Origin of the sequence: Brachybacterium sp. YJGR34 (assembly GCF_003347015.1) — a bacterium.
In the GTDB taxonomy this organism is placed as follows: domain Bacteria; phylum Actinomycetota; class Actinomycetes; order Actinomycetales; family Dermabacteraceae; genus Brachybacterium.
The window spans coordinates 14,223-32,139 of sequence record NZ_PNFB01000030.1 but is presented as its reverse complement, the minus strand read 5'-3'; the positions used below and the strand labels follow the sequence as shown (position 1 = coordinate 32,139).

Genomic DNA, 17,917 nt, shown 5'->3' with positions numbered 1-17,917 from the left:
TCGCCGAGTTCACCATCGACACCACCCGCGGCTACCAGCCAAAGAAGAAGGGCCCCGGTGAAAACCGGGGCCCTTCTTCGTGAACCATGTCCCGAGACATCTGCGAACGATGTCCCGAGACTTCACACTGTGCGCCCGGAGGGATTCGAACCCCCAACCTTCTGGTTGGGATCGAAGGGCTCCCGACCTGCACTAACGCTCGCCGGCGCTGCAGCGGCGGCGTGACGTGTGCCCCTCGCGCGGTCACGGTCCGGTCTCTTCCCTTCCGTCACCAGGTGACCCCTTGGAGGGTGGCCTAGTGGCAGTTTCTGGACGGGTGACGAGAAGGTGGGCCGAGGTGATCGAGGCATGGTGCGAAGCTCTACGCGCGGCAGGGTCGCCGCACACGACGATGAGGACGAGGCGCGAGCACATGCAGCGCTGCGCTCGGGCCGGCGGCTGGTCCTCGCCGGACGAGGTGACCGGTGAGGGGCTCGTGCGGTGGTTCTCGGAACAGTCATGGGCGGCGGAGACGCGCCGCTCTCACCGGAACACGCACCGTGCGTTCTGGTCCTGGTGGGTCGGCACCGGGCGAGGTGACGTCAATCACGCGGAGGCACTGCCCGCGGTGAAGGCAACGGCCGGGATCCCGCGGCCGGTCGATGACATGAGCTATCAGGCGGCGCTGCGCGATGCGGCGCCGCGGGTGCGGCTGATCCTGCGCTGCGCGGCCGAGGTCGGCCTGCGGCGCGCGGAGATTGCCCAGATTCATCGCCGGGACCTGATCCAGGATCTCACCGGCTGGTCCCTGATCGTGCACGGCAAGGGCGGACGGCCGCGCGTCGTGCCGCTCCCGTCCGGGCTCGCATCCGCGATTCGTGAGCAGGTGGAGCGGTTCGGGTGGTTGCTGCCGGGCGATGACGCCGGGCACCTCTCCCCGCGCTACGTCGGCAAGCTCGCCGCCCGCGCGCTGCCGGAGGACTGGACGCTGCACGGCCTGCGCCACCGGTTCGCCACGCGCGCCTATGCGCTGGACCGTGACGTGTTCACGGTCCAGCAGCTCCTCGGGCACGCCTCACCGGCCACCACGCGGCGTTACGTCGCACTCGACACGACAGGGATGCGCTCGACCGTCGAGCGTGCCGCCGCATGACGAAGGGATGCACGATGCACTGGACGCACCGCCTCGCCGAGGCACAGGAGCATGTCGACTTCCTCGAGGTCGGCCTGCAGCACGCCCGCGCGGAGCGTGACGAGGTGATCCTCGACGCGCACCGCGAGGGCGCGACCCTCGACGACATCGCGGCGGTGCCGGGCATCGCCCGCGAGGACGTCGAGGGCGCGCTCACGCCGAGGGAGTAGAGCCGCCCTCGGGCTTGGGGATGTTCGCGGCGGCGAGGCCGTTGCCGGTCGCGCCCAGCACGGTCCCGGCGAAGCCGAGCCACAGGGTGAACTCCTCCTGTGTCATGAGGCCGTAGAACGCGAGCAGCGGGCCCGCGGCCGCGAGGGCGAGGTAGATGCGGCGGCGACGCTCGGGGGTGAGCCAGGACAGCCAGGTGGCGGGGCCCTCGGCGCGGTACTTGCTCATGGGGTGGTGTCCTTCCGGGACTCGAGGTTGTAGATGCGTCGGAACATCTCGGAGTGCACGCGCTCGCTCGTCTCGTCACGGCTGCGCATCTGCGCGAGCACCTCGATCAGCAGGTCGCCCTGCTGGTCGATGGCATCGCGCATGCTCTTTCCGCTGTTGGGGCGGGACTCGTGAGCGGCGACCTGGGCGGCGTCCTGCGTGGTCGTCAGCAGCGGCTTGACCTTGGCTCGCCAGACAGCGATCACGCCGGCGACGGCCGCGAGCAGACCGCCGACGATCAGGGACAGCAGCGTGAACAGGGCCGCCGCGAACGCGGCGACGCCCTCGGGGTCGGTGAGCCAGGGGGGCATGAGGGCCTCACATCCCGACGCCGTGCGCGTTGAGCTTGCGCTGCAGCGCGCCGACGGTCTTGGGTCCGAGCACGCCGTCGGCGGTCACGCCGACCCAACGCTGCAGGGCCTTGACCATGGTGGAGCCGGCGGCGCCCGGGCCGTCGTAGTCCCAGCCGCCGGTGATGCCGTTGCCGAGCTGCTCGGGGCGGTAGGACTGGTGGGAGACCACGCCGTCCACGGGGGTGCCGAGGTAGGTCTGCAGAGCCCGCCAGGTCGCCGGGCCAGCCTTGCCGTCCACGACGATATCTGCGCCGCCGCGGTCGCCGGCGTTGAGGAATCGCTGCAGGGCCTTGATTGTCTCGGAGCCGAGGCGCTCGTCGACCTCGAGCGGGCCGCGCTTCTTGGTGTCGGGGATGACCACGGGCTTGCTCGTCCCGCCGGCGGGCACCGAGGGCACCGGGGCCGCGGTGTTCGTGCGGGAGAGGCTGTCCAGGGCGGTGAGGTTCCAGTTGCCGGGGCACTCGGTGGCGACCCAGTAGTTGTGCGGGTGCAGCGGCAGCCCGCCGTAGACGGCGCGGAGGTCGGCGATCAGAGCCGCCGCGGTCCGTTCGGTGGTCGCGCGCCGGGAGGCGTTGGGGTCCAGCTCGAGGCCGATAGAGGTCAGGTTGCCGCGGTTGGAGCCGCTGTGCCACGCCTTCCGGCCTGGGGCGACGATGCAGTAGACGGTGTCGCCGGAGACGACGTAGTGCGCGGAGGCCTGGGCGGCCGGGTTGCACAGCCACTCGACGATGCCGCCGATGGACTGCCCGACCGGCTTGCCCCACCAGTGGATGGTGATGGACTGGATGCGGTTTCCCTTGCGGGAGGACTGGTTGGGGGAGGTCTCGGAGGTGATGTAGTTGTAGGCGCGGGAGCTCATGAGCGTGTCTCCGTTCAGAGGGTCGCGTGGTGGGACTGGTAGTACGAGAGGTCGGCGAGGTTCCCGGCGTCGATCTGCTCGCGCACGTAGGCGAGCACCTGGTCGGCGAGCTCGGGGGTCCAGTACCCGGTGATGCCCATCGTTCGCGGGTGCTGCATGAGGGTGAGCGCCGTCTTCGTCTCGATGGCCTCGTCGATGGCGGCCTTGGTCTCGGCGAACGTCTTGGACTCCCAGCCGATGTGGCGGCCGCCCTGGCGGATCCGCCCGTCGAGGGGGCGGTAGAAGTCGCCGATCACGCCGGAGGCGATGGCGTGGTGGGTGAGGATCAGGGAGCCGCCGTAGCTGTTGCTGTAGCCGGAGGCGTAGCCGACGCCGAAGCCGTCGAACTTGGAGTGCTCGGTGACGCCGGGGACCGTGAACCCATGGACCGTGGTGTTCAGCTGGTCCTCGAGCTCGATGCGGCCGTTGACGATGTTGTCCCAGATGTCGGCGATGCCGGTGGAGTCCTTGTGCGTCGCGGTGTGGTTCCCGAACTCGACCAGGCCCGAGGCGATCCACGCGCGGGCGTCGGCCTGCGTCGCGCCGTTGTTCTCGGCCAGGTCCCAGTTCCGGCTGTTCATGGCGATGTACGCGGACAGGTTGTACTGCTGGTGAAGGGGCCACAGCACGTCAGCGAAGTTGGTGAGGCCGTGGTCGTAGCGGAAGCAGACCACGCCCTTGTCGCCGGTGGTGGCGAGCGGGTAGGCGTCGAGGTAGAGCTGCATCCGCATATCCCGGCTGCCGAGCGCGAGAGCGTTGACGGGGAGGTCGGAGGGGCCGGAGCTGCCGCCGGCGAGGTTCACCCACGGCGACCACGCCGCTGCGCCGGTCTGCGCGTACCGGTCGATGGTGCGGAACAGGACCATGGGGGCCCGCGCGCCCACCTGCGTGTACGGCATGTACATCTGAGAGGACAGGTTGGTGTTCCCGCCGGCGGCGCCGTAGTTGACCCACTGGCCCGGAGCCCACGAGGTGAGGCCGGGCGGCAGGGTGCCGGTCATGCTGCCGGCGACGGCCGCGCCGGGGATGTCCCACGCGCCGGCCCACTGCGGGCCGCGCATCGTGTCCACGTCGGTGCCCTCGGGGAGCGTGCCGCGAGCCCCGCCGGGGCCGGGGACGGGCTGCCACTCGCCGAGCTCGTTGGTGTTCAGGCTGGTCTGCCACCACAGCTTGGGGTTGTCGCCGATCTGGAACAGGAACCGGCCGCCCCAGCCCTCGCCCTCGCCGCGCGCGTTGAGCAGGATCGAGGCGGTGGTGTTGCCCTCGGGCACGTTGGTGTACCCGCTCGGGTAGGGCGCGGGGAGGTTGGTCGCGCCGGGCGCGGTGATCCTGTTGAGGTCGGTCTCGGTCGTCGCACGCGGGCGGGCGAAGCGGAGCAGGTCGAACAGCTCTGCGGTGCGCTCAGCGTTGGCGCTGATCGCGTTGTCTCCCAGCGAGATGAGGTCATCTCCGACGGGGGTCGCGAGACCGTAGTCAGTGGCGGTCATGGTGGTCCTTTCGGTCAGGCGTAGTCATCCCAGGTGCCGGGGGCGGCGTCCCAGGTAGAGGAGTTGGCGTCCCACGTGATCGCGGGCGGGGTCGGCAGCGCGAAGTCCGGCAGCCCCAGGACGTTGCGGGCGTGCTGCAGGCGGAAGGTGATGGTCCAGCGATCCGGGGTGATCGACTCGCTGATCTGGTTGGCGAAGTACGGTCCGCGCACGCCCTCGGGCCAGTCCGCGCCGAGGTACATCGGATCCCCGGCCTCGAGGCGGAGGGCCTCGCCGATGGTGCGGAGCGTCGAGGGGGTGCCGCGCCGCCACAGCAGGCCGAGGTCGAGCGTCACGGACTCGACGGCCATACGGGAAATGTTGGTCGCGTAGTTCTTGGCATTCATGATCAGAGGAATGCTGTCCGTATCCCGGAATACCTGCGTGAGGTCTACGGTTTCCTCCTGCAGCGGGATCACGGATACCTCGTCGCCGAGCGGCCATTCCATCTCATAGGTTCCGCCGTCGATGCTGTAATGCACGCGGTACTGCGTCGTGGCGACCTCGGAATCGGTCTTCCATCGGGCGGGGGAGAGCGTGTGCGCGCGAAGCAGCGTCCACACGGGGCCGCCGGGGTCCAGGTCGTTCCTGCGCTGCACGTTGGAGATGACGCGCACGGTCCCGGAGCGCTGGTGCTGGACGAGGGTGTGCAGGTCGGTGGCAAAGGTCCGCATCGCGTCGTCGAAGGTCATGCTCGATCCGGCGGTGGCGATGCGGTCGAAGTTCAGCAGGTAGGAGTACGTGACCGGCTGCAGGGCCTCGATGTCGGGGTGCCGAAGCGCGGTCACCACGGCCGAGGCGCTGCGCGTGCCGGTGCTGAAGTTGTGCCGGCGGGAGGTGTTGCGGAGGAGACTGGTCCAGGACGAGGCGGTGACGGTCGTCGCCCAGCGGGCCGGGGTGCCGGAGCGGGACCACCGCTCATCGTCGATCTCCGACAGGGCCTTGCGGCCGTTGAACCGCTGCCGGACGTGACCGCCGGGAATGTCGCCGTAGGCGAGGGCGGTCCCGAACGCGGGCGTGGTCCGCACCGTGAACGGATCGTTGCGCACGATGTTGAGCGCGCCCGTGAGCCGCACCTCGGCGGTGCTCGGGGTGACCGACGGGTGCGGGCCGTCGGATCCGTGCGTGATGGTGATCGACTGGATCTGATCGTCGGTGTAGATGGTGTCCCCGGAGACCACCTCGAACAGGCCCGCGGGCGTGGGCTTGAACGCGCGGTACAGCCTGGAGGGGCGGCGGATCATGCGGCCACCTCGCCCATCACGAGGCCGTACTCGTCGAGCACGCGCCGGATCTCGCGCGCGACGCCGAGGCGGTCGGTGACCAGGCCGGTGAAGTTGATCTCCACGCGCACGGGCGCCGTGGCGGTGCCGGGGCCGGCGGCCGTGCGGCGGCCCTCGAGGCTGACCGGGATGCGCGGCGGCTCGGGCGGCTGCACGAGGTCGGACATCGCGCCGGCCGCGCCGCGCTGCATCTTGTCCACGCCCTCGACGAAGCCCTCGCCGGTCCAGACACCAATCTCGCGGAGCACCTTGGACGGGGAGGCGATGCCGAGCTTGCTCTTGATCGACTCGACGGCACCGCCAGCGAGGCCGGATGCCTTCTCCCGGAGCGCCTGGCCCATGGAGCCGATGCCGTTGATCATGCCCTGGATCAGGTCCTTGCCCGCCTGCGTGAGCAGGGAGCCGAGGTTGCCGAGCGCGTCGGTGATCTTCCCCGGCAGCGCCTTGACCTCGCCGATCAGGTCGGACGCCTTGGTCTGCACGGTGGACACCACGTTGGTGAACCCGGTCTGGAACGTGCTCTTGACGTTCTCGATGGTCTGCCCGGTCAGCGAGGCGATCACCGACATGCCCTGATCGATCACGCCGCGCACGAACGTGATAGCGCCGGAGACGATGCCCTTGATGCCCTCCCACGCGCCGGCGAAGTCGCCCCGGAGCAGCGCGGCGACCGTGGTCAGCACGCCGGTGATGATCTGAATCGCGCCCTGGATCTGCGTGACGAGGCCACCGAAGATTCCCGTCACCAGCGGCAGAAGCCACTCGATCGCGGGGCCGAGCACACCGATGATGGTCTGCACGATGGAGACGATGGGTGGGACGATCTGCAGGATCGTGGGGATGAGCGTCTGCACGGCACCGACCACGGCGGGGATCACGGCCTGCGCGACGTTGGCGAGGATCGGCAGCAGCTGCTGCACGATGCCGAGCACGGCGGGCAGGATCGTGCCGGCCGCCTGCGCGATGAGCGGCACCATGGTGGTGACCGCGCCGATGATCAGCGGGAGGATCGTCGCGCCGGTCTCGAGCAGCGTCGGGACGATGCCGAGCAGCGCGTCGCCGATGCCCTGCAGGTGCGGCAGCACGGACGCGAGCATGCCCTGGAACGGCACGCCGCCCTCAGCGGCCTGCGTGAGCATGGGGCCGACCTGCTCGAGGATCGGGAGGATCTGGGAGCCGAGCTGCCCGGCGACCTCGCCGAGCACGGGCCCGATCTGATCCGCGAACGCCTGGATCGGCGAGAAATCGATGGTGCTGATCCATGCGGCGAGAGCGCCGAGAGCGTCGCCGACGAGACCGAAGATCACGGTTCCGATGGGCTCGAGGGCGAGCATCGCGTTGTTCTTGAGGATGCCCCACTGCTCGCCGGCGGTGCGGGTCTCCTCGGCGAGGCCGAGGATGGTGTCCTGCGTCGCGCCGGTGGCGCCCATGAGGTCATCCATGTTCAGCACGCCGGACTGCAGCGCAGAGATGAACTGCGGCGCGGCGCGGGTGCCGAACAGGTCCCCGGCGAGGTCCATCGCGGCGGCGGTGTCGCCGGTGTCGATGAAGCCCTGCAGCTCGCCCATGACACGGTTGAACGTGTCGGCGGTGGGCTCGCCGTCGCGGGCGAGGTCGGTCATGGAACGGCCCATGCCCTTGAGCACGGCGTTGCTGTCGATGCCGGCCTTGGACAGCCCACCGATCAGCGCGGCCGAGTCGCCGAGGCCGAGGCCCAGCTCATTGAGCACGCCGGACTGCGTGGAGAGCTGCCCGGTGAGCTCGTTCATCGACGTGCCCGTGGCCTGCGAGACACGGAAGATGTTGTCCATCGCCTCGGGGGTGTCCTCGGCGGTGGTGTTGAAGCCGTTGAGCGTGCTCGCGGCGTTCTTGATGTCGATGTCCTCGCCGAGCATCCGCCCGGCCTCGAGCACCTGGCGGCCCACGGTGTCCAGCACAGGGCCGGTCAGTCCGAGGTTGGTGTTCAGGTCGGCGACGGCCGTCCCGACATCGCCGAGGGAATCGGGCACCTGCTTGGCGATGTCGCGGGCGGTGTCCTGCATCCCCGTGAGCGCCTCGCCGGTCGCCCCGGTGCCGATCCGAATGGTGTTGTCCATGTCGGTGGCGGCTGCGCCGATGTCATAGAGCGCCTTGCCGACGAGGGCCCCGGCGGCGACGGCAGCCGCGCCGAGGCCCGTGACCGCGAGACCGGCCTTGCCCATCGACCCGATGGCGTTGGACGCATCGCCGATGATCTTGACCGCGAGGATCGCGGACTTGCTCGCCATGTCTCAGCTCTCCTCGCGGTCTTGGGTGATCAGGTGCAGGGCGGTCTCGAGGTCGTGGGGGTCCCCGTCGAGCCAGGTCTGCACGGGGATGCCGGAGCGGATGGAGAGCGCCACCACGGACGCTCTCCAGCCGGTCAGGTAGGGTCCGGCTCGCTCGCGTCGGCCTCGGTGGCGGAGAGCACGTAGTCGGCGAGCTCGTCCATGAAGGCGGCGACGTTCGCGGCCTCGGTGTGGCCGGCGCGCTTGGCGGCGGCGTAGGTGAGGGCGACGTGGAACCGGGGGCCCTCGACGAGCGGCCAGCCGTTGTCCCGGCAGATGCCCTCGGCGCGCACCTTGTCGGCAGCGAGCACGCGGATCTCGCGGTGCACGTTTCCGTCGATCAGTTCGAAAGTGACATACGTCTTGTTCATGTTCCCTTAACTTTCTTGAGTGCTTTGTCGAGTGCCTGGTAAAACAGCTCGACCCATTGCGGTTCTGTATTCTTCGCGCCGTCGGCGAGAAAGGGTGTCGGCTCGATTCCTCGGGATTCCCAGCCCCAATGGATCGGGCCGGCGTAGGGGACTCGCTTCTTGCCGGCGCGGATCACGGCCGAGGTCTTGGTTCCGCCGGCGCGGATCGTGGAGGCGAGGTTGCCGGTGCGGACGGGGGCGAGAGGCTTGGAGCCGCCGGCGGCGACCTCGGCGGCGGCCTTGTGGGCGGCCTTGAGGTCCTCGAGGTCGTCGCCGGCCTGGCGGAGGGTCTTACGCAGCTCGCGCTGACCCTCGATCCGGATACCCGCGTCGCGCTCGGCCATGAGTCAGCCGGCGGGGGCGGTGGCGTCGAAGCTCGGCTCACCGATGACGGGGAACTCGAAGTCGGTCGTGTTGCGGGTCTTGACGTCGCCGCCGACCTCGACGGGCAGCACCTGGCACTCACCGGTGATGGTCAGCGCCGAATCGGTGCGGGGCGTGAAGGTGAACGGGAGCACCTGCCCGCGGTTCTCCCAGCACCACGTCACGAGCGCCTCGATGCCGTACTCCTGCAGGAACGTTCCCGCGAGCACGCTGGTGATGTCCGGGTCGTCGGCGATCTCCTCGCCGGACAGAACCGGGATCGGGTCCTCCTGATCAACGGAGGGCGTCCATCGGGCGTTGGTGAGCTGGGACTGGAACTCCTTGAGGGTGCCGGACTCGCCGAGGCTGAGGGTGCCGGGGCCGAGCTTCTGCGCGTTGACAGCCATGAGGGGGCCTTCTTTCAGTGGTCGGTGGTGAGGGTGAGGGTGTAGCCGGGGAACGTGCGGTCGGCGATGTCGTAGGTCTGGGCGGCGGCGGCCGTGAGGCCGAGGGGGACGGCGAGGGCCTCGAGGATCGGCTCGAAGATGCCGACGGCCTCGGTCGGGTCGGTGGTCGGCGCGATCGCCCAGAGAGTCCACGTGGCCGTGTGGGCCGTGTAGTTCAGCCACTCGATGTCTGGCGGGAGGATCAGCAGCGCGGGGACGCCGGCCATGACTGCGCCGGCGGCGTCGTGCGGCTGGTCGGTGACGGTGACCTCGAGGCCGTCGAGGGCCGCCGTCGCCTCGGCGGTGATCTGCGCGAGCGTCGCGGTGATCATGCGAGGCCCGGCCCGAGATAGGGGCGGAGCAGCGGCCACGCCGGAGTGAGCGGGTCCAGCGCCGGGCGCATCGGGTTGCCGAGGGTCTCGGGGTCCCCGAAACTCTGCGTGCCGATGCTGGACTGGCGGCGCTGGTACAGGTTCGCGGCGACCTCGAGGATCGCGGTCGAGAGCACCGCCGGCGGCACCGTGGCGGTACCGACCTTGTCCGCGACCAGCTGCGCGGCGCGGGTCTCGCACTCGGTCACGAACGCGGAGTCGTGCTGACTCGCGCGCACGTAGTGCTGCAGGTCCACGGTCGGCATACCGGGCGGGTACTCGGCGGCGGTGCTCTCGGTCATGATCAGGCCGCCGCGGTGGTGACCGGCACGATCGCGCCGGGGAACGGGACGGTGACGGCCATGTAGCCGTACAGGCTGTACTGCTTCGTGAGGTTGATGATGTTCTCGTCCTGCAGCTGCGTCGGCGCGTTGGGGTTCTCGCGGGTCTGCAGCGCGCTGGAGTCGTAGAACGACGCGGTGCCGGCGGGGACCTCACCGAACATGGTCTGAACCGGGACGCTCGCGAGGTTTCCGTCGCCGCGGGGCAGCGTCAGGGTGCCGCTGAACTCGTCGGTGGCGTTGACCTTGAGCGCGGGCACGTTGGTGTACTCGAGGCGCTGCAGCTCCTTGAACTTGTCCTTGGACACCAGCAGGCCCTCGAGGGCGAAGCCGTTGCTCTCGTACTGGTCGGCGGCGTCGATGATCGCGTCGCGCCAGTCGTAGACGCCCGGAGTGGTGGGCAGCTCGATCGCGCTGCCTGCCTGCGCGGTGATGACCTCGAGGATGCGGGCGCGGAACGCGGCGTTGGTGCTCTTGATGTACTCGAGAGCGAGGGCACGGAGCGCGGTGTCGAGGTAGGCGATGCTCGAACGCTCGACCACCTGGCGGGTGAGCTCGGTCCAGCCGCCGAACGTGCGGATCGGCTCGGACATCGCCTCGAGGATGACCTTCCCGGGGCCGGCGAGGTCGTCGCCCTCGGCGAGCTGCTCGCCGGCGGTCATGGTGTTGCTCGCGAGCTGCGCGTACTCGACGCGCATCCCGTCAGCGGGGAGCGCGCCCTTGTCGAACGTGTTGATCAGCCGGCGGCGGTCCTGCACGAACTTGACGAACTCGCCGATGTAGGTCTCGTTCTTGATCGTGTCGTCGCTGGTCTGCCCGGCGGTCGCGCGGTGGAAGTCGTGCGCGTACTCGTCGCCGCGGGCGATCGCCTTGAGGTACTCGCCCATGGAGCGGAAGTGCGGGACGGCGGGGCCGGAGTCGCGGGACAGGTCGATACCGGCGATCTGCCGCTCGAGGTCCTGCAGGCCGGTCTCGATCGGCTCGAGGTCTGCGCGGGTCAGGGTGGTGTCGGACATGGCGGGGTCTCCCTCGGTGGTGGGGTCGGTGGGGGCGGTGCGGTGGCGCACCTTGGTGACGGTCGCGGTGGAGTAGGCGGGGAACGGCACGAGGCTGAACTCGGAGGCGCGCACGCGCTCGTGCACGACGGTCTCGGTGCCGTCGTCCTCGTTGACCTCGATGCGGTACTGCTCGGGCCGGAACCCGATGGACAGGCGGGTGATCACGCCGTCGCGGAGCAGCGTTGCGGCCTCGCGGCCTCGCTCGGTGTCGGAGAGCTGCCCGTCGATCTCGTATCCGGCGGCGGTGTCGCGGCCGGCGGTGATCTTCCCGATCGGCTCGTCGTGCCGCCACAGGACGAGAGACGGCACGCCGTCGGGGTCGCGCTCGACGGAGCCGGGCTCGAACCGCTCTCGGATGCCCCAGAGATCGATGGTCTCGCCGTAGGGCACGCCGATGCCGGTGAAGGTGCGGCCGTTGTCGTCCTTGGCTCGGATCTGCACGTCGAGCTGCCGATGCGAGGCGATGGTGTCGCGGGTGATGGTGTCGGTCATGCCGGGTTCTCCTGCGGAGCGGGGGCGGGGGTGGTGGCGGCGATCTGCTCGCGCTGCGCCGCGGTGAGAGGCGGCATGTTCTCGATCCCGCGCACCTCGTCGGGGGTCAGCCATCCCGCGCGCAGAGCGGACTCGTGCGCCCGGTAGCGGGTCGTGGTGTCGGAGCGGAGCAGCGCGTCGAGGTTGAAGCGCACGCGCTGACCGCGCGGGGTGAGCGCGGTGAGGGCGTCCTCGATCTTTCGGAGGTAGGCCATGAGTCCGAAGCGGACGAAGCCGAGCCACTCCTGCTCCACGTTGGAGTACGTCATGGAGTTGCCGTCGATCGCGGTCATCATCAGCGAGGACGGCACGCCGAAGATCCGCGCGATCTCGAGGGTGTCGAACTGCTGCGCCTCGATCCACAGCGCATCCTTGGGGCTGATCATCAGCGGCTCGTAGTGCAGGCCCTTGCCGAGCACGCGGATGCGGGAGGGGTTCTCGTCCTGTGCGATCGGCTCACCGGTCGCGGGGTCCAGGTGGTTCCACACGCGGCGGTAGGTCCGGGCGTCGTCGCCCGTGAGCTTGTCGTCGGTGGAGAGGATGCCGGAGGGGTGGCCGGTCTCCCACCAGTTCGAGCTGTACTCGCGCATGTCGCGGGCGCTGCGCATGGTGGTCTGCGCGGCGGCGATGGGGCCGATGCCGCGGGTGCTGCCGGGCAGGGTGAGATAGCGGGTCTGCACGATGCGGCCGACCTTGCCGGCGCGGCCGGCGGGGTAGTCCTTGCCGTCGTAGGCGAAGAACAGCCGGCCCTTCTCGTCGCGCCACGGCGTGACCGTGTGCGGGGAGAGCGGGTGCAGCTCGTTGGTCTCGGTGGGCAGGTCGCCGCCCTCGCGCCAGATGTAGCCGTTGCCGCTCGTCGCCATGGACAGCGCGATCTGCTCGAGGAACTCGGCGCGGCTCATGTCGAGGTTGGGCCGGCGGATGTAGGCCGGCACGTCCGCGCCCTCGAGGATCACGCGGTCAGCGCCGGAGCCTCGCTCGACGGTGAGGCCGAGCTGCCCGACGCTCGTGCCGATGATCTGCAGCGCGCGATGCACGGCGGGCAGGTGCGCGGCTTCCCGCGTGAGCACGGGGGCGCTCGAGTCACGCGGCGGCGGGATGATCCCGGACGCGACGTTGACCGACTGCCGGCGGGCGACGCCGCCGAGCAGCGCATCAGCGGCGCGGGTGAAGATCGACATGCCGAAACCATCGGCCCGGTGATGGTTGGGAGCCTAGGAAACGCGACCTCGTGCCGACATGAGCCGACACCAGCCCTCAAAACAGCTGCACGCCCGTGGCCTGCTCGCGGTGCTCCGCGTGCCACAGCGCGACCGATCCGGCGATGAGCGACGGGACGGGGCCGAGGCTCTTGTCGCGGTCGATCCGCTCCACGCCGTTGTTCACGCGGAGCTGCGCGGCGGCGACGGCCTGAGCGAGCACTCGGGAGCCGTCGTGCTGCAGGGTCCGCTCGTCGCGGGCGGCGGCGATGAGGTCGAGGTCGGCCGTGGAGCGGTCGGGGAGGCTGAGACGACGGACGGACAGCGCGGCGTCGTTGGCCTCGGTGCCGTATGGGTGGAGGTCGTCGGTGATCCGGCGGACGGGGCCGGCGTCGTCGGCCGCTATCTCGGTCACGCCGTACTCGTCGCGGAGCCGGTACAGGTACGGCTTGAGCCACGACGTGCCGGGGGCCTGGTGCAGCACGCGGATCACGGGGGCCCCTTCGTCGTCCCACCAGCCGGCGACCACGGCGGCGCACGCGTTGCCGGGAGCGACCTCGACGCCGATCCCGACGTCGGAGAGCTGCGGGACCTCGAGGCCGAGCCGGTCGGTGGCGAGAGCGGCCCATGCCTCGGCGTCGATGATCGAGTCCGTGACGGTCGTGATCAGGTTCATGTACGCGCGGATCCGCTCGGCGTGCGAGACGCCCTCGGCGTACATCTCGGCGGCCAGGTCGTCCTCGCCGATGGTGTTGCCGAGCGCGGGGTGGAACTGCCACCACGTCGCGGGGTCCTCGGGGTCGAGGCCGGCGGGCATCTGCCACGCGAAGTAAGCGAGCGTCGGATCGGTCCCGGCCTCGCCCGCCTCGATGTACCGGTTCATGAACGTCGAGGCGGCGGTGCCCTTGGTAGACACCATCCACACCTGCGCCTGCGCGCCGAGGGTGATCATCGCGGGCCGCGCCCCGCCGAGCAGCATGTCGCCGAGCTCCTCGGTGAACCTCCAAATCTCATCGAAGTCCACGAGATGAGGGGTCTCGCCGTGCAGCGCGCCAGTGACGGGCGAGAACCGCGTGATCCGAGAGTTGGTGCCGTTGACCTTGAGACCCTCGGCACCGTTGGAGCGCAGAGGCTTGAACAGCGACTTGATCGGACTCGTCTCGACCTGCTCCACCATCTTGAGGATGCGGTCGCGGGCGGCCTTGCCGGTCTGCGCGGTGCTGAAAGCGTCGATGCCGGGGCGCGTCATGATCCGGTGGACACGCACCGGCGTCATGAGCGTCGTCTTGCCCGACTGCCGGGGCACCGTGACCACCACGGTCCGGTACTTGTAGACGCGCTGCAGCTCGCCGGTCCTCTCGTCGGGGACCAGCCGGTACTCGGTGGCGATGTCCACGACGTGCCGCTGCCACGGCATCAGCTCGATCCCCAGCAGCCGGGCGACGCGCGCGATCTCCTCGCCCTCGCTGAGGTAGGACTCATCCCGCGTCGGCGAGTAGGCCGGCGCGGGAGCGTGCAGGAACCGCCGGGGCGGGGCGGCGACGGCCGGCGCGCTCACCCCGCGCCGTCCTGCTGCATGATCATCTCGAGCGCACGGTCCAGCTCGGACGACGAGCCGATGCGCTCAGGCTGCGGCAGATCGAACAGCAGCCGGTGCAGCACGTCGTGAATCTGCGCGCGGCCGGAGGGACGGCCGACGCCGACCGTCGCGTCCACCTCGGCGGCGAGGGTGAGCGCCTGCGCGATCTGGCCGGCGTACTGGTCCCCGTCCATGATCCCATCGGCGATCTTCCGCTCGATCTCGGCGCGGACGGCGGTCGCGATCGGCCCATCGCCGCGCGGCGCGGGCCGCTCCCACAGAGATCCCTGCTCGTTCGTCATCGTTCGCTCCTTTCCGGTCCTGACCTGGCCTGATCCCGTTTTTTTCGGGGCGATCGGGGGGGATTTCCAGGGAAGGCGCGGGGTGGTCTAGCGTGCGCGCTCAGAAGAACCGCCACGCGCTCGTTGTGTTCGGTCAGCGCGGCGCGGAGGTCGGAGAGCTGGGACAACACCTCGTCCAGCGTCGGCGGCGCGGCGTCGTGGTCATCGCTCGATCCGTGATGCGGCGAAGTAGCCGAGGCCATTGTGGATCTCTCCTTCCGGTCCGCTCGAGTCGCGGTCTTGGAGCTGGTAGTTACAGCTCTTGTGTGCTGGTCGTTCGTTCTCTGCTGTCCGCTTCCCGCCGCGATTGCGGGCGGTGGTGTGCTGCAGCGACTCCTGCCCTGGGCTGATCGAGAGGCCACAGATGCAGCACACCCAGCCGTACACAGCGAGGGCCTGGTCGAGCAGGGCCCGCCGCTGTGTGCCGGACAGGGACAGGTACTCATCGGCCACGGGTGCCCCCCGTTCCAGCAGGGACCCCCCTCGTGTTCGAGGTGGCCCCCCTCGAGCTCGAGGGTCCCCCCTGTTCGCGGGAGACCATCCACTGCTGGACGCGGGTGGGGTGGTAGCGGACCGTGCGGCCGAACAGCATGAAGGGCGGGCCCTTGCCGGACTTGCGCCACCGCTCGATGGTCCGAAGCTCGACGCCGAGCAGCTCGGCCAGGTCGTCCGAAGTGAGCAGCCGCGCGGGCCGGGTAGGCGTCGTGCTCATCGGTTGGTCTCCTTGAAGTGGTCTGCGGCGAGGCCCAGCACCAGGGAGGCGAACAGGCAGCCGGACATGAGCAGGGGCACGGTGTAGCCGACTGCCCGGCCGAGCTCGATGAGCAGCAGGCCGGACATGACCCCGAACAGCAGCGCGAGCCAGTTGAGGACATGGGACTTCATGAGCGGGTCTCCTGGTCGGGGTCGATGCGGCGGGCGGCGATCAGCAGCAGGTCCCCGGCGTCACGGATGAGGCGGAGCGTGTCCTCCTCGACGGGCACGCCGAGCAGCGCGTCGGCGCGGAGCTCATCGCGGGCGACCTCGAGCGACCCGGCGAGCTCACGGAGCTCGTCGCGGTGCTCGACGAGGTGCAGGCGGTTGGGCATGGACAGCGGGGCGACGGTCTCAGAGCGAGCGGTCACAGGGCACCTCGAATCCAGATGATCAGCAGCAGGGTGAGCAGCAGGGCGAACAGGACGATGGACAGGAGAGCGAGGGCGTCGGGGTCCATCACGGGAGGACCTCGCCGGAGATGGTGCGGGGCACCTCGTCCTCGTCGCGCTCGTCGGGGTCGCGGATCCACGCCGCGAGCTCGAGGGCCTGGCCCGCGTCGAGACGCGGATAGATGGTCGCGAGGCGCTCGAGCAGGTAGAGCCGTTCGTAGGGGGTGTCGAACAGCAGCGGGTCGTCGTCCTCGGTGTCGTAGTGCGCACCGTCGGGGGTGTCGTGGGGCTCGTCGATGTCGTCGTGCTCGGGGTCGCAGCAGGGGCCGTCGCACACGGGCTCGTCGATGTCGGCGTCCTCGGTGGAGCAGCAGGGGCCGGCGCACGCGGCGCGGTCGGCGGCAAGGTCCTCGAGGATGCCCTCGGCGATGTAGGCGGGGAGCTCGGGGTCAGTGGCGGGGCCGCCGAAGCCGCGCACCGATCGATCCACCAGTTCCGTGAGGCGGTCCACGGGCAGCGCGAGGGCGGTGTCCACGGTCTCGCGGGTGTAGGTGCGCATCGCGTCGGGGTAGGCGGCGTCGATCATGGCGAGCAGTCGGGCCACCGGGACGCTGACGGAGTATGAGGTCAGGGGCGGGGCCGTGCGAGTGCCTGTCGTCACGACGATCTGCTCGGGGTCGGCGTAGTGCTGCATGATCTGCAGTTCCGTGCCGTACTGGCCGCTGTGTGTCTGCTGGTCAGTCATGGGATGTCTCCTTGGTGGTGTGGGCGCGGAGGTCGCGCCAGTGGGCGAGTGCGGCGTCGCGGGCGGGGCGGATGATGTCGTCGGGGACTCTGTTGGGGCAGCCGAGGCGGCGGCAGTGGCCGTCGGGGCGGGTGAGGTAGGTGCAGCCGGGCACGGGGCAGGGGTGAGTCGTCATCGGGGCTGCGGTGCGGCGGCTCGTCATCGGCTGCTGGTCCTTTCTGTGATCGTGATCGGTGGTCTGTCTGGTGTGGTGGTTCCGGTGGGCGTCCCCGGCGGGGCTGCTGGTCCTCGCGCTGGTGGGCCGGTGCCGTGGGGGTGGTTCAGTCGGTGATGGGTTGTAGGGGTGATCCGGCGGCTTCTGGGTGGTGCTGTGGGGGCCGGGGGCCCGCCACCTTGGGAGGGAGGGAAGAGAGGGAGTGAGGGAGACAGTGGCCCCCCCCTGTTGGAGGGACTCACTGACTGGTGACCTCGGTCGGTCGGTCGATCGGTCGATCGGTCGTCATGTGGAGCTACGGGTATTACTCGCGTGCTCACGGGGCGGCATATGTAGTGGGGTGCGGGATGATCGCCCTCGTGCTCTGCACACGTGCTCCTGGTGGCCCGGCCTTCTATTACTCAGGAACGCCCCCACTACTCGGCATCGGCTGTCCTGATCAGGGGCGCCGTCCCCCCTAGGCCCTTGTGCAGTCGGCCCGTGCGTGTCCCGGTGTCTCGTCCCGGGCTGTCGCCCCGCTCAGTGCGCGGGGATGCTATGGAGTTGTCGCGGTGCCGGGCTACGGCGGTGCGTTGGCGCGGGAGGTGGGCGTCATGCGGTCACCTCGCCGAACAGGGAGAGCTGTAGGGGCTGTGCGCCGGGGTGTCCGTCGCGGTCGCACTGGCAGCGCCAGTCGTGCGTGCCGGTGGCGTAGACGGGCGCGAGCGCGAAGTGCTTGGCGTTGGTGAGCCAGGTGTTCGTCTTGTCGTGGTGGTAGGCCTCGGTGCCGCCGAGGCGGACGAACGCGCACCGGTCGTGGTTGCCGTCCTCGCAGTGCCCGCACGCGCCCCACGTGCAGGGGCACTTGAGCAGCGCGCCGGTGAGGGCGCGGTCGGCGATGTAGCGGGGCCAGTCGGGGGTGCCCGGCTCCTCGTGCGCGTCGAGTGCCCTCATCGCGTGGCCTCGGTGATGAGCTGCACGATGTCGTGGCGGTCGTAGCGCTGGGCGCACTTGAACAGGGCGGTGCGGGTGCAGCCGAGGCGGCGCAGTGCGCGCTCGAGGGTCTCGCCGGTGGAGAGCATGAACTCGAAGTCCTCGAACCGTGCCTCGGCGCGGTCGCGGTGTGCGCGCTGTGCGGCCTTGACGGCGGCGATGCGGGCGGCGCGGTACTGCGCGATGCGCGAGGGCGTCATGGCGGGCGCGGTCATCGTGCGCACCGGCGG

25 protein-coding genes are annotated in these 17,917 nt (G+C 70.0%); 2 read left to right on the top strand and 23 right to left on the bottom strand.

Going from position 1 to position 17,917, the window contains the following annotated elements:
• Nucleotides 1-337: 337 nt before the first annotated feature.
• Nucleotides 338-1,132, top strand: a complete 795-nt coding sequence (locus tag CXH06_RS17460) for a tyrosine-type recombinase/integrase (protein WP_198684101.1) — start codon at nucleotides 338-340, stop codon at nucleotides 1,130-1,132.
• A 14-nt stretch (nucleotides 1,133-1,146) separates the two neighbouring features.
• Nucleotides 1,147-1,341: a hypothetical protein gene (locus CXH06_RS17455; RefSeq protein ID WP_114856478.1), complete on the top strand. Its 195-nt coding sequence runs from the start codon at nucleotides 1,147-1,149 to the stop codon at nucleotides 1,339-1,341.
• Here CXH06_RS17455 and CXH06_RS17450 read toward each other — a convergent pair.
• The 23 genes from CXH06_RS17450 to CXH06_RS17350 all read right to left on the bottom strand — a co-directional run bounded on the left by CXH06_RS17450 (nucleotide 1,325) and on the right by CXH06_RS17350 (nucleotide 17,902).
• Nucleotides 1,325-1,567 carry a hypothetical protein gene (locus CXH06_RS17450; protein ID WP_114856477.1) on the bottom strand — a complete coding sequence of 81 codons (243 nt, stop codon included), beginning with the start codon at nucleotides 1,565-1,567 and terminating at the stop codon, nucleotides 1,325-1,327. The two genes, CXH06_RS17455 and CXH06_RS17450, sit on opposite strands and share 17 nt — an antisense overlap.
• Nucleotides 1,564-1,917 (bottom strand): hypothetical protein, encoded by a 354-nt coding sequence (locus tag CXH06_RS17445; protein WP_114856476.1) that lies wholly within the window; start codon nucleotides 1,915-1,917, stop codon nucleotides 1,564-1,566. Before CXH06_RS17445 ends, CXH06_RS17450 begins: the two co-directional genes overlap by 4 nt.
• A gap of 7 nt (nucleotides 1,918-1,924) precedes the next feature.
• Nucleotides 1,925-2,818, bottom strand: a complete 894-nt coding sequence (locus CXH06_RS17440) for an N-acetylmuramoyl-L-alanine amidase (protein WP_114856475.1) — start codon at nucleotides 2,816-2,818, stop codon at nucleotides 1,925-1,927.
• A 14-nt stretch (nucleotides 2,819-2,832) separates the two neighbouring features.
• A complete protein-coding gene (locus CXH06_RS17435; protein ID WP_114856474.1) occupies nucleotides 2,833-4,344 on the bottom strand; it encodes a polysaccharide deacetylase family protein in 1,512 nt (503 codons plus the stop codon).
• Nucleotides 4,345-4,358: 14 nt separating this feature from the next.
• Entirely contained in the window at nucleotides 4,359-5,627 is a 1,269-nt protein-coding gene (locus CXH06_RS17430; RefSeq protein ID WP_114856473.1) for a hypothetical protein, read from the bottom strand.
• Complete coding sequence (locus CXH06_RS17425; protein WP_114856472.1) at nucleotides 5,624-7,933, bottom strand: phage tail tape measure protein; 2,310 nt, start codon at nucleotides 7,931-7,933, stop codon at nucleotides 5,624-5,626. The genes CXH06_RS17430 and CXH06_RS17425 overlap by 4 nt, the downstream gene beginning before the upstream one ends.
• Nucleotides 7,934-8,067: 134 nt before the next feature.
• On the bottom strand, nucleotides 8,068-8,343 hold the full coding sequence (locus CXH06_RS17420; protein WP_114856471.1) for a hypothetical protein: 276 nt from the start codon (nucleotides 8,341-8,343) through the stop codon (nucleotides 8,068-8,070).
• Nucleotides 8,340-8,726 carry an HK97 gp10 family phage protein gene (locus CXH06_RS17415; RefSeq protein ID WP_114856470.1) on the bottom strand — a complete coding sequence of 129 codons (387 nt, stop codon included), beginning with the start codon at nucleotides 8,724-8,726 and terminating at the stop codon, nucleotides 8,340-8,342. The genes CXH06_RS17420 and CXH06_RS17415 overlap by 4 nt, the downstream gene beginning before the upstream one ends.
• A 3-nt stretch (nucleotides 8,727-8,729) precedes the next feature.
• On the bottom strand, nucleotides 8,730-9,152 hold the full coding sequence (locus CXH06_RS17410; RefSeq protein ID WP_114856469.1) for a hypothetical protein: 423 nt from the start codon (nucleotides 9,150-9,152) through the stop codon (nucleotides 8,730-8,732).
• A gap of 14 nt (nucleotides 9,153-9,166) precedes the next feature.
• The gene (locus CXH06_RS17405; RefSeq protein WP_114856468.1) at nucleotides 9,167-9,523 is read right to left on the bottom strand and encodes a hypothetical protein; all 357 of its coding nucleotides are present in this window, start codon (nucleotides 9,521-9,523) and stop codon (nucleotides 9,167-9,169) included.
• On the bottom strand, nucleotides 9,520-9,864 hold the full coding sequence (locus CXH06_RS17400) for a hypothetical protein (protein WP_114856467.1): 345 nt from the start codon (nucleotides 9,862-9,864) through the stop codon (nucleotides 9,520-9,522). Before CXH06_RS17400 ends, CXH06_RS17405 begins: the two co-directional genes overlap by 4 nt.
• A gap of 2 nt (nucleotides 9,865-9,866) precedes the next feature.
• The gene (locus CXH06_RS17395; RefSeq protein ID WP_157975811.1) at nucleotides 9,867-11,453 is read right to left on the bottom strand and encodes an HK97 family phage prohead protease; all 1,587 of its coding nucleotides are present in this window, start codon (nucleotides 11,451-11,453) and stop codon (nucleotides 9,867-9,869) included.
• Nucleotides 11,450-12,673 (bottom strand): phage portal protein, encoded by a 1,224-nt coding sequence (locus CXH06_RS17390; protein ID WP_114856465.1) that lies wholly within the window; start codon nucleotides 12,671-12,673, stop codon nucleotides 11,450-11,452. Before CXH06_RS17390 ends, CXH06_RS17395 begins: the two co-directional genes overlap by 4 nt.
• 76 nt (nucleotides 12,674-12,749) lie before the next feature.
• Nucleotides 12,750-14,249: a terminase large subunit domain-containing protein gene (locus tag CXH06_RS17385; protein WP_114856464.1), complete on the bottom strand. Its 1,500-nt coding sequence runs from the start codon at nucleotides 14,247-14,249 to the stop codon at nucleotides 12,750-12,752.
• Entirely contained in the window at nucleotides 14,246-14,572 is a 327-nt protein-coding gene (locus CXH06_RS17380) for a hypothetical protein (RefSeq protein ID WP_114856463.1), read from the bottom strand. The genes CXH06_RS17385 and CXH06_RS17380 overlap by 4 nt, the downstream gene beginning before the upstream one ends.
• Nucleotides 14,573-14,773: 201 nt before the next feature.
• The gene (locus CXH06_RS18405; RefSeq protein ID WP_157975810.1) at nucleotides 14,774-15,064 is read right to left on the bottom strand and encodes an HNH endonuclease; all 291 of its coding nucleotides are present in this window, start codon (nucleotides 15,062-15,064) and stop codon (nucleotides 14,774-14,776) included.
• The gene (locus CXH06_RS17375) at nucleotides 15,054-15,323 is read right to left on the bottom strand and encodes a helix-turn-helix domain-containing protein (protein ID WP_114856462.1); all 270 of its coding nucleotides are present in this window, start codon (nucleotides 15,321-15,323) and stop codon (nucleotides 15,054-15,056) included. The genes CXH06_RS18405 and CXH06_RS17375 overlap by 11 nt, the downstream gene beginning before the upstream one ends.
• A complete protein-coding gene (locus CXH06_RS18400; protein ID WP_157975809.1) occupies nucleotides 15,320-15,496 on the bottom strand; it encodes a hypothetical protein in 177 nt (58 codons plus the stop codon). Before CXH06_RS18400 ends, CXH06_RS17375 begins: the two co-directional genes overlap by 4 nt.
• Nucleotides 15,493-15,735 (bottom strand): hypothetical protein, encoded by a 243-nt coding sequence (locus tag CXH06_RS17370; protein ID WP_114856461.1) that lies wholly within the window; start codon nucleotides 15,733-15,735, stop codon nucleotides 15,493-15,495. The genes CXH06_RS18400 and CXH06_RS17370 overlap by 4 nt, the downstream gene beginning before the upstream one ends.
• An 88-nt stretch (nucleotides 15,736-15,823) precedes the next feature.
• Nucleotides 15,824-16,501, bottom strand: a complete 678-nt coding sequence (locus tag CXH06_RS17365) for a hypothetical protein (protein ID WP_114856460.1) — start codon at nucleotides 16,499-16,501, stop codon at nucleotides 15,824-15,826.
• Entirely contained in the window at nucleotides 16,494-16,676 is a 183-nt protein-coding gene (locus CXH06_RS17360) for a hypothetical protein (RefSeq protein WP_157975808.1), read from the bottom strand. Before CXH06_RS17360 ends, CXH06_RS17365 begins: the two co-directional genes overlap by 8 nt.
• 630 nt (nucleotides 16,677-17,306) lie before the next feature.
• Nucleotides 17,307-17,648 carry a DUF6248 family natural product biosynthesis protein gene (locus CXH06_RS17355; protein ID WP_114856458.1) on the bottom strand — a complete coding sequence of 114 codons (342 nt, stop codon included), beginning with the start codon at nucleotides 17,646-17,648 and terminating at the stop codon, nucleotides 17,307-17,309.
• Entirely contained in the window at nucleotides 17,645-17,902 is a 258-nt protein-coding gene (locus CXH06_RS17350; protein WP_157975807.1) for a hypothetical protein, read from the bottom strand. The genes CXH06_RS17355 and CXH06_RS17350 overlap by 4 nt, the downstream gene beginning before the upstream one ends.
• Nucleotides 17,903-17,917 lie beyond the last annotated feature (15 nt).